Source organism: Variovorax endophyticus (genome assembly GCF_025376855.1).
In the GTDB taxonomy this organism is placed as follows: Bacteria; Pseudomonadota; Gammaproteobacteria; order Burkholderiales; family Burkholderiaceae_C; genus Variovorax.
On sequence record NZ_JAHUTH010000007.1, the window covers coordinates 229,520 to 241,009 of the forward strand.

At 71.4% G+C, this 11,490-nt stretch carries 12 protein-coding genes; 3 read left to right on the top strand and 9 right to left on the bottom strand.

Annotated features, from left to right (window positions below; genetic code table 11):
* Position 1: 1 nt before the first annotated feature.
* Positions 2-829 carry a helix-turn-helix domain-containing protein gene (locus tag KV106_RS11760; RefSeq protein ID WP_093343200.1) on the bottom strand — a complete coding sequence of 276 codons (828 nt, stop codon included), beginning with the start codon at positions 827-829 and terminating at the stop codon, positions 2-4.
* A gap of 123 nt (positions 830-952) precedes the next feature.
* Here KV106_RS11760 and KV106_RS11765 point away from each other — a divergent pair, with 123 nt between their 5' ends.
* Both KV106_RS11765 and KV106_RS11770 read left to right on the top strand, forming a co-directional pair.
* Positions 953-1,939: a tripartite tricarboxylate transporter substrate-binding protein gene (locus KV106_RS11765; RefSeq protein ID WP_261210512.1), complete on the top strand. Its 987-nt coding sequence runs from the start codon at positions 953-955 to the stop codon at positions 1,937-1,939.
* A gap of 20 nt (positions 1,940-1,959) precedes the next feature.
* Positions 1,960-3,297, top strand: coding sequence for an aromatic ring-hydroxylating dioxygenase subunit alpha (locus tag KV106_RS11770; protein ID WP_261210470.1), 1,338 nt, complete (start codon positions 1,960-1,962; stop codon positions 3,295-3,297).
* Here KV106_RS11770 and KV106_RS11775 read toward each other — a convergent pair.
* The 6 genes from KV106_RS11775 to KV106_RS11800 all read right to left on the bottom strand — a co-directional run bounded on the left by KV106_RS11775 (position 3,277) and on the right by KV106_RS11800 (position 7,449).
* Positions 3,277-3,624 carry a DOPA 4,5-dioxygenase family protein gene (locus KV106_RS11775; RefSeq protein WP_261210471.1) on the bottom strand — a complete coding sequence of 116 codons (348 nt, stop codon included), beginning with the start codon at positions 3,622-3,624 and terminating at the stop codon, positions 3,277-3,279. The genes KV106_RS11770 and KV106_RS11775 overlap by 21 nt on opposite strands.
* Before the next feature lie 28 nt (positions 3,625-3,652).
* Complete coding sequence (locus KV106_RS11780; protein WP_261210472.1) at positions 3,653-4,291, bottom strand: DUF4166 domain-containing protein; 639 nt, start codon at positions 4,289-4,291, stop codon at positions 3,653-3,655.
* The gene (locus KV106_RS11785; protein WP_261210473.1) at positions 4,288-5,364 is read right to left on the bottom strand and encodes an SRPBCC family protein; all 1,077 of its coding nucleotides are present in this window, start codon (positions 5,362-5,364) and stop codon (positions 4,288-4,290) included. Before KV106_RS11785 ends, KV106_RS11780 begins: the two co-directional genes overlap by 4 nt.
* 40 nt (positions 5,365-5,404) lie before the next feature.
* On the bottom strand, positions 5,405-6,337 hold the full coding sequence (locus KV106_RS11790) for an SAM-dependent methyltransferase (RefSeq protein WP_261210474.1): 933 nt from the start codon (positions 6,335-6,337) through the stop codon (positions 5,405-5,407).
* A 35-nt stretch (positions 6,338-6,372) separates the two neighbouring features.
* Positions 6,373-6,804: a thiol-disulfide oxidoreductase DCC family protein gene (locus KV106_RS11795; protein ID WP_261210475.1), complete on the bottom strand. Its 432-nt coding sequence runs from the start codon at positions 6,802-6,804 to the stop codon at positions 6,373-6,375.
* 63 nt (positions 6,805-6,867) lie between these two features.
* Positions 6,868-7,449 (bottom strand): GbsR/MarR family transcriptional regulator, encoded by a 582-nt coding sequence (locus KV106_RS11800; protein WP_261210476.1) that lies wholly within the window; start codon positions 7,447-7,449, stop codon positions 6,868-6,870.
* A gap of 122 nt (positions 7,450-7,571) precedes the next feature.
* On the opposite strand from KV106_RS11800, the gene KV106_RS11805 reads away from it, so the two are divergent.
* Positions 7,572-8,669 carry a PA0069 family radical SAM protein gene (locus KV106_RS11805; RefSeq protein ID WP_261210477.1) on the top strand — a complete coding sequence of 366 codons (1,098 nt, stop codon included), beginning with the start codon at positions 7,572-7,574 and terminating at the stop codon, positions 8,667-8,669.
* On the opposite strand, the gene KV106_RS11810 is transcribed toward KV106_RS11805, so the two are convergent.
* Positions 8,620-10,113 (bottom strand): efflux transporter outer membrane subunit, encoded by a 1,494-nt coding sequence (locus KV106_RS11810; protein ID WP_261210478.1) that lies wholly within the window; start codon positions 10,111-10,113, stop codon positions 8,620-8,622. The genes KV106_RS11805 and KV106_RS11810 overlap by 50 nt on opposite strands.
* 2 nt (positions 10,114-10,115) lie before the next feature.
* Positions 10,116-11,399 carry an efflux RND transporter periplasmic adaptor subunit gene (locus KV106_RS11815; protein WP_261210479.1) on the bottom strand — a complete coding sequence of 428 codons (1,284 nt, stop codon included), beginning with the start codon at positions 11,397-11,399 and terminating at the stop codon, positions 10,116-10,118.
* Positions 11,400-11,490: the final 91 nt, after the last annotated feature.

Genomic DNA, 11,490 nt, shown 5'->3' on the forward strand with positions numbered 1-11,490 from the left:
TTCAGCCCGGGGGCGGCGCCGGCTCGAAGCCGGCCTGCCGCAGCTTGCGCTCGATGCCCTGCGCGGCCGCCTGCAGGTCGGCCAGGTGCTGCGCCACCATCTCGCGCTCGCTGCGCACCGCGGGCAGCCAGGCGCAGCTGATGCAGCCGACCACGCGTTCGTCGAGCCGCACCGGCACCGAGATGGCGCCGAAGCGGTCGGGCGAATCCATGCTGGTGGCGGTGGGGTCGCGCGACACGTAGCCCTGGGCGCGCGCGTTCGCCACCATGCGGCGCACGTTCTCGGGCCGCCGCGCGTCGCGGTCGACCTGGTGCGGTGAACGCGCGAGCGCCGCGAGAAGCTGGCGCCGTTCGTCCTCGGGGCAGAAGGCGAGGTAGCAGCGCCCGAGCGATGACATCAGCATCGGCGGGCGAAAGCCCAGCACCCGGTAGTTCACGGCCAGCCCGTTGATCGGGCGGTGCGCGTCGAGGATCAGCATCGCGCTGCCGTCGCGCACGCCGAGGTCGGTGGGCCAGGGCACCTTGCGCTGCAGCGTGGCGCGCGGTTGCGCCGCCAGCGCCGACAGCCGCGCGCGCCACTCGACGAGCGGGCCCGGGGCACCGGCGGCCGAGGTCGGCACGTAGCGCTTCTCGAGTTCGTTGCGCTCCACCCAGCCGGCCTGCTGCAGCGTCTTGAGGATGCGCAGCAGCGTGGCCTTCGACAGCCCGGTCTGGCGGCTGAGTTCCGACAGCGTGGCGGCCGAGGAGCGCTGGATCGCGAGCATCACCTCGAGCCCGCGGCGCAGCGCGTCGATGGATTTCACGCCCTGCGCGCCCTGGGTGTCCGACATGCCGCGGCCTTCCGAAGTGGTTCACTCAGTGAAACTATATCTTGGGGCCCCGCGCCCGGCTTCCTACATTGCACTGGCCCCGATCCCGTGGCTCCACGCACAGGCAAGAAAGGAAAGCCCATGATGAATCCACTCCGGCGCCGGACGATGGCCGCCGCGGCGCTGTTCTCGGCGCTGAGCGCGTTCGCCGCCACCGCCACCGCCGAGACCTGGCCCGCGCGGCCGATCACCATCGTCGTGGCCTACCCGGCCGGCGGCGACACCGACGCCATCGCGCGCACCTATGCCGAGAAGCTGTCGCAGCGCGTCGGTCAGCCGGTGCTGATCGACAACCGGCCCGGCGCGAGCGGCATGATCGGCAACGCCTGGGTGGCGAAGGCGCCGGCCGACGGCTACACGCTGCTGTTCACGCCCAGCACCTTCCCGATCGCGCAGCACGTGCTCAAGGCCGGTCCCGGCGTGGCGCACGACGTGGTCCGGGACTTCACGCCGATCGTGAAGACCGGCGACATCCCGCTGCTGCTGGTGACGGCGCCCTCGACCGGCCTGCAGAGCGCGACCCAGCTCGTGGCGGCCGCGAAGGCCGGGCGCGCGCTGACCTACGGCACGCCGGGCGCGGGCTCGCCGATGCACATCGCGGGCGAGCTGTTCAACCGCGACGCCGGCATCGCGCTCGTGCATGCGCCCTATCGCGGCGTGGCGCCGGTGGTCAACGACGCCCTGGGCGGCCATGTGAGCGTGGGCTGGATCACGCCCGGTGCCGTGGCCAGCCACATCGCGGCCGGCAAGCTGCTGCCGCTCGCGGTGGCGCAGCGCCAGCGCGCGGCCCTGCTGCCCACGGTGCCCACGCTGTACGAGCTCGGCTGGCGCGACGTGGACCTGAACGCCTGGATGGGCCTGCTCGGGCCGCGGGCGATGCCCGAGGCGATCGTGCAGGCGCTCAACGCCCACTTCAACGAGATCCTCCGCATGCCCGAGGTGCAGGCGCGCATGGCCACGCTGGGCATCGAGCCGGTGGGCGGCGCGCCCGCCGTGCTGGCGCGGCAGATCGCGCAGGACGACCAGCGCTTCGGCCGGCTCGTGCGCGAGTTCGGCATCCGTGCGGATTGACCAGGAAACAGGAGACGACGATGTTGAGCGAAGAGAAGAACCGCCTGCTGACCGAAGTGGGCCCCGGCACGCCGATGGGCGACTACCTGCGCCGCTACTGGCACCCGGTCGCCGGTGCGAGCGAGTTCGACGCGCAGGCGGTCAAGCCGCTGCGCATCCTCGGCGAGGATCTGGTGCTCTACAAGGACCTCGGCGGCCGCTACGGGCTGGTCGACCGGCGCTGCCCGCACCGCAATGCCGACATGGCCTACGGCTACGTCGAGCAGTGCGGGCTGCGCTGCAGCTACCACGGCTGGCAGTACGACGCGGGCGGGCAGTGCGTGCACCAGCCCTTCGAGGAGACGCTGGATCCGGGCGCGCGCATGCGCCGCAGCACGCGGATCAAGGCCTACCCGGTGCAGGAGAAGGCCGGCCTGCTGTGGGCCTACATGGGGCCGCAGCCCGCGCCGCTGCTGCCTGACTGGGAGCTGTTCAACTGCGCCAACGGCTTCGCGCAGGCGGTGTTCGCCGAGATCCCGTGCAACTGGTTCCAGTGCCAGGAGAACTCGATCGACCCGGTGCACTTCGAGTGGACGCACAACAACTGGACCACGCGGCTGCAGGGCGAGGAAGGCCCGTACGTGCCCACGCACCTGAAGCTCGCGTTCGAGGAGTTCGAGCACGGCTTCGTCTACCGGCGGCTGCGCGGCGGCGAGCGCGAGGACAACCCGATGTGGACCGAGGGGCGCGTCACGCTGTGGCCCAACGGCTTCTTCCTCGGCCATCACTTCGAATGGCGCGTGCCGATCGACGACCACCACACGCTGAGCGTGCTGTGGGTGCTGAGCCGCGTGCCGACCGAGCAGGAGCCCTATGTGCAGGAGCGCATTCCGTCGTGGTACGGGCCCACCCGCGATCCGGTCACGGGCCGCTGGATCACCAGCCACGTCGCCAACCAGGACTTCGCCGTCTGGGTGGGGCAGGGTGCCGTCACCGACCGCACGCGCGAGAAGCTCGGCCAGAGCGACAAGGGCATCGTGATGATGCGGCGCCGCTTTTTCGAGGAACTGGAGGCGATGCAGGCCGACCCGGCGCACGAGCCCAAGGGGCTGATCCGCGATCCGCAGAAGAACCGCGACGTGTTCCTGCCCTCGGCCTGTCGCGAGGAGATGGCCAAGGGCCTGCCGCGCCGGGAGCTCGCGGCGCATCCCTTGCTCGGCCCCTATCTCAAGGATTTCTTCGGCCAGGCCGGGCAGCCCGAGGCGGTGCGCGCGGCCTACGAGCAGGCGATCGGGCAGAAGGTGGAGGGCGCGCGCTTCTTCAAGGTGCACGGCGCGGCGGAGGACGCGCCGTCCCGGTCAGTGCCGGAACATCCTTAGGTCGAGCGCGCTCTCGTTGCCCAGCCACATCGCGTGGTCGGTGTGGTCGGCGAGGTCGTTGCCGGTCACGCCGTGCACGAACACGTCGAGGCCGTCGCGGTGGCTGTCGAGCCAGCCGATGACCGCGTCGAACTCGGCCGCGTCGAAGGCGAGCTGGCAGCTCCAGTGCGGATGCGGGCCGACCGGGCGCTCGTGCACCCGGCCCACCACCACCATCAGCTCGCGGCCCGCCTGCTCGCACAGCGCGCGGGCTCGGGCCACGGTGGCGGGGCCGAAATAGACGTGGGCGTGGTACTGCGGGTAGAGGTTCTCGGGGCGGCGCGGCATGGTGGGGCGATTGTGGCGCCGGCGCGGATCACCTGTCGTTGGGAAGGTCGTCGGGCAGGCGGAAGCTGCCGCTGTAGCGGAACACGTCGCCGAACCAGCGGTGGCGCAGCAGCATCCGCATGCTGAAGGCGTCGGGGTCGCGCGGGTCGGGCCGTTCCTCGACGTAGGCCGTGCCCAGCAGCAGGCCCAGCGGCAGCGGGATGCGCAGGCGGCCCAAGCGCCAGACGTAGCCGCGGTCGCGGAACACCAGCGCACCGTCCTCGGCGCTCACCGCCAGGCGCATGCCGATGCCGAAGCGCACGTACTCGATCACCAGCGCGCCGTCGGCTGCGTCGTGCTCCATGTGCGAGCGGAAGTGGAAGGGCGCGCGGCCCGCGAAGCGGAAGATGCGGTCCCAGTAGAGGTGCGGGTCGTCGGGCCGGCAGCGGTAGTGGACCTCGATCGGCACCTCGCGCCCGGTGTAGGGCACGAGGGCGCCGAACAGCCGGCCGAAGGGCATCAGCAGCGCGGCCCAGGGCGCATGGTGGACCTCGTGCATGGTGCCGCGCACGCAGACGTGGTCGTTCGAATGCGGGGCCATCGTGTAGTGGCGGCGGATCGCGTCGCCCAGCCGGTCCCAGGCGGGGCCGAGCGCTTGCTGGAAGACCGGGCGGGTGTCGTGGCTCATGGGCGGATCATGGGGCCGGTGTGCGCATCGGCGGTCGCCGTGGCTTCGCTGCGGGCCTTGTAGAAGCGCAGGATGTGCTCGGAGAAATCGCCGAGCAGGAACTGCGCGAGGCGGTCCGCGTACCAGTTGAAGCGCGTGCTGACGCGCCACGAGACGTCGAGCCGCAGCTCGGTGCCGCCGTCGCGCGGCACGAGCGTGTAGCCCGACTCGCGCAGGTCGAAGTAGTGGCCGCCGATCATCACGTGGTCGTCGAGCGCGCCGGCCGGGAAGGAGTCGGGCGCGAAGCGGTAGCGCCAGCGCACGTGGCGCGCCGGTTCCCACTCGATGACCAGCTCCTCGAAATGCACCTGCTTCTGCCAGCGCACCATGCGCACGCGGCCCTCGGGCGTCTCCTGGGTCACGCCCGACACCGGCATCGGCACGCCGATGCGGTAGGCCCAGGCATCGCCGAGCTCCTCGGGGCGGATCGCGCCCGCGTTGTTGATCTCGTGCCACACGCGCTCGGGCGGTGCCGCGATGAACAGGGTGCGCGCGGTGGACGAGAGGCGCTCGGGGTTCGGGAACTGCGGCTCGATCGCGCCCAGCACCAATGGCAGCACCGCGAAGCTGTAGAGCGCGGGCTTCGGCCAGTTCGTGACGCGGCAGACCAGCCCCATCGCGAAGCCGCCGAGGCTGCCCATGACGGCGAACACCGGCACGACCACGATCGCGCAGATCAGCCCCTCGATGAAGACGAACAGCGTGCCCAGCACGAACAGCGCGGTCGACAGCCAGGGCGCGACCAGGTAGTAGGTCCAGCTGCGGCGCTCGATGCGCTCGGCGACGTAGACCGTGACCGCGCCGCACAGCGCGGGTGCGAGGAAGATGAAGGTGCCCAGCATCGCCGAGTAGCCGTGGCCCGGCGCGCCGCTGAACGCGAGCCGCAGCACGAAGGCGATCGCCGCGCCGGCGAGCATCGGCCAGAACCAGCGAAAGGGCAGGCGGCGCTTCGGCGGATCTCCGGCGGGAGGTGCGGGGCCATCGATCGGAGCCAGTCCGGAGAACCGGGTGTCGTCGTCGGGTTCGTTGCGCATCGGGATCCTTCTCCTCTTCGGTGTGTGTGCGGGTGCGGGCTCAGTCGGCGCGCCGCGTGGCGCTGACCATGCAGTAGTCGAAGTTGCGCCAGAACATGCCCAGCGCGAGCGCGCAGTAGCTGGCCACGATGTGCTTGCGGCGCCAGGGGCTCAGGCGTCCGCGCGCCTTCCAGAGCTCGGCCAGCGTGAAGCGGGTGGCGAGCGCGGGGATGTGCAGCGCGCTCGGCGCGACGCGCCAGCGCAGCGAGCGCACGTCGATGTCCTCGAAGCCGTGTTCGCGCAGCGCGGCCACGAAGTCCGCGCGCACGGCCAGCGTCGGCACGGCCCAGCTGTCGGCCCACAGGCGGTGCAGCCAGCGCGCGAGGCGGCCGGGCTCGCGGCGCAGCAGGAAGCCGTCGACCACCACCAGCCGCGCGCCGGGCTTGAGCAGGCGCGCGGCCTCGCGCACGAAGTCGGCCTTGGCGGTGCCCTCGGCATAGCAGGCGCTCTCGAGCGCCCAGGCGCCGTCGGCCTGCGCGGCCGGCAGGCCGGTGCGCGTGTAGTCGGCCTCGAGGTGCGCCATGCGGTCGGCCACGCCGGCCTGGGCGTCGAGGCGCGCGGCGATGCGGTTCTGCACCGGCACGTTGGTGACGGTCACGGCATAGAGGCGGCGGTCGTCGCCGACCAGCGTGCGCGCGGTGGCGCCGGCGCCGCAGCCCAGGTCGAGCACGCAGTGGCGGCCGTCGGCCGTGGGGCGCTCGCCGAGCCGCAGCGCGCGGCCGACCTCGCGGTTCATCTCGACCAGCATGCCTTCGCGGCGCAGCGGATTCAGGCCCGCGCGCCAGTAGCCGAAGTGCATGTTGTAGCTGGGGCTCCAGGCGCCATAGTCGGTGGCGACCTCGGTGAAGTAGTCCTGCGTGTCGGCACGGCTGACCGGGGCCGAGGCATCGGCGGCGTGCGGCAGGCGGAAATCGGGCTGGAAGACGCTGGGCATGCGATGAACTCCTCGTGGGGAAGGCGGTGCGGGTGTCAGAGCCGGCACTGGCCGTCGGCGCAAGTGCGCGAGGCCTTCGCGGCCGGGCCGGCGAGCAGGGTCACGAACCAGCCGGGCAGGCGCTGGCGGTTGCGCGCCAGCGCGGCATAGGCGCGATCGGCCAGCGGCGCGACCAGCGGCAGGTCGAGCAGGGCGCCGCCGCTGGGCAGGCCGACCGCCTCGCGGCAGGCGCGGATCGCGTGCACGCCGACCTGCACGCGGCCGGCCGCATCGACCACGTGGATCGCGGTCATCAGGGCCTCGCGCGGCGCCGGGCCGGCCTCGAAATCCGGCGGAGAGCAGTCGACCAGAACGAGCCGCGCGACCGCGTCGCGCGCCTTCATCGCGCCCATTTCGGCGCTGCACAGGCGGCAGGTGGCGTCGTAGTAGACGGTCAGCGGGTAGGCGATGGCGGTGGAGCGGGACATGGTGTTCTTCGTTCTCGATATTTCTGTCAAAACAGAAATAAATGGGCAAAAAAAGAGCCGGCCTCAGATCATCGGCAGGCTCGCGTGGTGAGCGTCGGGATCGTCCTTGCCGGCGGCGGGCGCGTCGCCTCGGACGAACTTCTGCACGCTCGCGCCCAGCGTCAGCACCTTGTCGAGCGTGCCGGGCGACAGCCGCAGCATCTCGTCGGCCCAGGTGGCGAGCTTGGCCATCAGGTCCATGGTGGAGCGGATGCGGTCCTGCGCATCGGCCGATTCCTTCTGGAAGTCGGGGCTCGCGACGATCTCGCGCAGCATGCGGATGGTGGGGTCGAACTCGCGTTCCTTGCGCTCGCGCACCACGGTGCGGAACAGCTCCCAGACGTCGACGCTGGTCTCGAAGTAGTCGCGCCGGTCGCCCAGCATGTGGGTGACGCGCACCAGGTTCCAGGCCTGCAGTTCCTTCAGGCTGTTGCTCACGTTGGAGCGCGCCACGCCCAGGGTGTCGGACAGCTCCTCGGCATGGATCGGCTTGCCGTGCACGAACAGCAGCGCATGGATCTGCGAGACGGTGCGGTTGACGCCCCACATGGAGCCCATCTCGCCCCAGTGGAGGACGAACTTGCGTTGGATGTCGGTGAGTTCCATGCGCTGGAGTCTAGGACTTCCGAAATTTCTGTCAAGAAAGAAATTAAAAAATTGCCAAAGGCTGAGCGAATGGTGAAATACTGTATGTTTAAACAGTATCGAGATCGCGAAGGAGTCGCGCCATGCCACCCGCCGCCCACATCCCCATCCATGCCATCAAGGGCCGCGGCGCCGCCACGCGGCTCGCGCACCGCTTCTCGAAGGACGAGCGCGATGCCTTCGACGACGGCTGGGGCACGCTCGAGGAGAACGCCGCCGAGGCCGACGAGCTCGAGCCGCTGGCCACCGAGGTGCGCTTCGAGGACGTGAAGTCGGCCATGAACGAGAACGACTCGCCCGACATCTACTTCGACCGCTCGATCAACCCCTACCGCGGCTGCGAGCACGGCTGCATCTACTGTTTCGCGCGGCCCACGCACAGCTACCTCAACCTGTCGCCGGGGCTGGACTTCGAGACCAAGCTGATCGCCAAGCGCAACCTGGTCGAGGTGCTGCGCCGCGAGCTGGGCCGCAAGAGCTATCGGCCCAGCCACATCGCGATCGGCACGGCCACCGACTGCTACCAGCCGATCGAGCGCGAGCTGCGCATCACGCGCTCGCTGATCGAGCTGCTGTCGGAGGTCAACCACCCCTTCGGGCTGGTGACCAAGTCCAGCGCGATCGAACGCGACCTCGACCTGATCGCGCCGGCCGCCGCGCGCGGCCTGGCGGCGGTGTACGTGACCGTGACCACGCTCGACGGCGAACTCGCGCGCAAGCTCGAGCCGCGCGCCGCGGCGCCGCACCGGCGGCTGCGCACCATCCGCACGCTGGCCGAGGCCGGCGTGCCGGTGGGCGTGAGCGTGGCGCCGCAGATTCCGTTCGTGACCGAGGACATGGAGCAGGTGCTCGAGGCGGCCTGGGAGGCGGGCGCGCGCAGCGCGTTCTACACCATGATCCGGCTGCCCTGGGAGGTGGCGCCGCTGTTCAAGCAGTGGCTGGCGCTGCACTACCCGCAGCGCGCGGACCGCATCATGGCGCGCATCCACGACGTGCGCGGCGGCAAGGACTACGACGCCGACTTCGCCACGCGCATGAAGGGCACCGGCCTGTGGGCCGACCTGCTGCGCCAGCGCTTCGAGAAGGCGACCGCGCGCATCGGCTTCAACCGCGAGCGCATCGCGCTCGACCTCAGCGCTTTTCGGCCACCTGGCGCGCCGGGGCAGGGCAGCCTGTTCTAGCGGCGAGCGCGGCGTCCGCGCCGCTGTCTCCGCACCAGTCGCCGCCCAGCGCCTTCACGAGGAACACCGAGGTCAGCAGGCGCTGCCCCTGCAGCTGTGCGGCCTGGCGTTCCACCGTCAACAGCGACTGCTGCGCGGTGATCACGTCGAGGTAGGTCGAGGCACCGCCCTCGTAGCGGCTGTTGGCCATGTCGAGCACGCGCCGCGCGGCGGCCACGGCCGACTGCGCCTGGGCGGTCGCGCGCTCGAGCGCCGCGAGGCCGTCGATGCCGTCCTGCACCTCCTGCATCGCGGTCAGCACCACGCGGCGGTAGTTGCCGACGGTGGCGTCATAGCCGGCCTTCGCGAAGTCCACGCCCGCGCGCACGCGGCCGCCGTCGAACAGCACCTGCGTGGCCGACACGCCGACCGACCACAGAAGGCTGGGCGCATCGAACAGCGACTCGATCAACCGGCTGTCGACGCCGACCGTGGGCGCGATCAGGATGCTCGGATAGAAGGCCGCGGTCGCCACGCCGATCTGCGCATTGGCCGCGGCCATCGCGCGCTCGGCCGAGGCCACGTCGGGCCGGCGCTCGAGCACGTCGGAGGGCACGCCCAGCGGTACCGCGGGCGGGCGGATCTCGCGCAGGTCGGTCGCCAGCGCGAACGAGGGCGCGGGCGTGCCGGTCAGCGTGGCGAGCGCATGCTCGTACTGCGCGCGCTGCTTCTTGAGCACGTCGACCTGCGTCAGCGTGGTCTCGAGCAGCGCCTGCTGCTGCGCCACGTCGAGGCCCGAGACGGCGCCCAGGTCGTGGCGCGCCGTCACCAGCTCGAGCGCGCGCCGCTGCAGCGCGATCGAGCGCGTCAGCACGTCGAGTTCGATATCGGTCGAGCGCAGGTTGAAATAGCTGCTCGCCACGTCGGCCGACAGCAGCAGCCGCGTGTTGGCGAGGTCGGCCGCGGACTGCTCGGCCGAGGCGGTGGCGCCTTCCACGCTGCGCTGCACGCGGCCCGCGAGGTCGAGCTCGTAGCTGGCGTTGAGCGAGAGCGCGAAGTCGTTCTGCACCGTCGACGAATTGGCGGTGTTGTAGTTGGTCAGCGGCCGGTTGGCCGAGATCTTGAGCCGCGAAGCGCGCGTGCCCAGGCCGAGCTGCGGGTACTGCGCGGCCGAGCTCGAGGCCAGCGTGGCGCGCGCCTGCGCGAGCCGCGCGCCGGCAATGGCGAGCGTGGGGCTGCCGGCCACGGCCCGCTCCTGCAGCGCGTCGAGCTGCGCGTCGCCGTAGCGCTTCCACCACGGGCCCTTGTCGGCGATGTCGTTGGGCGTGCCTTCGCGCCACGGCGCCTCGAGCTTCCAGCTCACGGGCAGCGGGGTTTCGGGCGCCTTGTAGTCGGGGCCGACCGCACAGCCCGCGGCCAGCATCACGGCGGCGAGCGCGATTGCCGCGAGGGCGGGACGGCGCATGCTCACGCGGGTTCCTTCTTGGCCGCCGCCGGTGCTGCAGCCGGTGCCGCGCCGGGCTTGGCGCCATCGGCCGGCGCATCGGGCGCCACCGCGACCATGTCGCCATCGGCCAGCGAGTCGGAGGGATTGAGCACCATGCGGTCGGTGCCCGCGAGCCCGTCGACCACCTCGACGTTCTCGCCGTAGTTGCGGCCCAAGGTCACGGGGCGCAGGCCGACGCGGCCCTGCGCATCGACCACCGCCACGCGCGTGCCTTCGGCACGGAACAGCAGCGCATTGGCCGGCACCGTTAGCGTGCCGCTCGCGGCCAGCGGCAGCTCGACCTGCACGTAGGCGCCCGGCAGCAGCACGCCGTCGCGGTTGGGCAGCGAGACCTCGACCTGCATCATGCGCGTCGTGGTGTCGATGGCGCCCGCTGTGCGCGCGACCTGGCCGCTGAACTTCTGGCCGCGCAGCTCGGCCTGCGTCACCACCACCGGCTGGCCGGCCTTCACGAGCTGGGCATAGGCCTGCGGCACGTTGATGTACACGCGCAGCGGATCGGTCTGCGCCAGCACGAACAGCGCGCGGCCCGCGCCGCCGCCGGCACCGGCATCGATCAGGTCGCCGGTGTCGACGTTGCGCCGCGTGATCACGCCGGCAAACGGCGCGACCACGCGCTTGAAGCCCTCGGTCTGCTTCAGCCGCTGCACGTTGGCATCGGCGGCCGCCACGTTGGCGGTGGCCTGCGCGACGGCGCTGCGGCGCTCGTCGAGGTCCTGCTGCGAGACCACATCCTTCTTGCGCAGGTTCTCCCAGCGCGCCGCCGTGCTCTGCGCGAGCTCGAGGCCCGAGGCCGCCTGGTTGCGCGCGGCGATGGCCTGCGACAGCTGCTGGTCGATCTCGGGCGTCTCGATCTCGGCCAGCAGTTCGCCCTTCTCGACGCGGCTGCCGATGTCCTTGGTCCAGCGCTTGAGGTAGCCGCTGGCGCGCGCCGAGATCGGCGACTGCACGTAGCCCTGCAGCGTGCCCGGCAGCGCCAGCTTCTGGCCCGCCGTGGGCGTGCGCGGCAGCGCGGTCTGCACGTATTGTTTGGCATGCTCGACCGTGCTGGCCTGCAGCTCGCGTGCGTTGGCGATGCGTACGAACACCGTGCGTGCCGCGCCGAGCGCCAGCAGCACGAGCACGATCAGCACCAGCCAGCGGGTGCGCCGCACGATCTGGCGCCGCCGCAGCAGCTCGGGGCCGTCGCCGTCGTCGGCGGCGATGGGGTGGATGGCCAATGCCGAATGGCGTTGCTCTGTCATGCGCTGTACGGCGCGGGGCCGTTTCCGTGGCGGGCCGCGCGGCCGTGGGAGGGCTCGGCGCGCGGCAGGTACAACAAGTCGAACAGGGTGT

Bases quoted from the DNA above. Each gene is read 5' to 3' on its own strand.
- KV106_RS11760 (WP_093343200.1), bottom strand. From the start codon at position 829: ATGTCGGACACCCAGGGCGCGCAGGGCGTGAAATCCATCGACGCGCTG.
- KV106_RS11765 (WP_261210512.1), top strand. From the start codon at position 953: ATGAATCCACTCCGGCGCCGGACGATGGCCGCCGCGGCGCTGTTCTCG.
- KV106_RS11770 (WP_261210470.1), top strand. From the start codon at position 1,960: ATGTTGAGCGAAGAGAAGAACCGCCTGCTGACCGAAGTGGGCCCCGGC.
- KV106_RS11775 (WP_261210471.1), bottom strand. From the start codon at position 3,624: ATGCCGCGCCGCCCCGAGAACCTCTACCCGCAGTACCACGCCCACGTC.
- KV106_RS11780 (WP_261210472.1), bottom strand. From the start codon at position 4,291: ATGAGCCACGACACCCGCCCGGTCTTCCAGCAAGCGCTCGGCCCCGCC.
- KV106_RS11785 (WP_261210473.1), bottom strand. From the start codon at position 5,364: ATGCGCAACGAACCCGACGACGACACCCGGTTCTCCGGACTGGCTCCG.
- KV106_RS11790 (WP_261210474.1), bottom strand. From the start codon at position 6,337: ATGCCCAGCGTCTTCCAGCCCGATTTCCGCCTGCCGCACGCCGCCGAT.
- KV106_RS11795 (WP_261210475.1), bottom strand. From the start codon at position 6,804: ATGTCCCGCTCCACCGCCATCGCCTACCCGCTGACCGTCTACTACGAC.
- KV106_RS11800 (WP_261210476.1), bottom strand. From the start codon at position 7,449: ATGGAACTCACCGACATCCAACGCAAGTTCGTCCTCCACTGGGGCGAG.
- KV106_RS11805 (WP_261210477.1), top strand. From the start codon at position 7,572: ATGCCACCCGCCGCCCACATCCCCATCCATGCCATCAAGGGCCGCGGC.
- KV106_RS11810 (WP_261210478.1), bottom strand. From the start codon at position 10,113: ATGCGCCGTCCCGCCCTCGCGGCAATCGCGCTCGCCGCCGTGATGCTG.
- KV106_RS11815 (WP_261210479.1), bottom strand. From the start codon at position 11,399: ATGACAGAGCAACGCCATTCGGCATTGGCCATCCACCCCATCGCCGCC.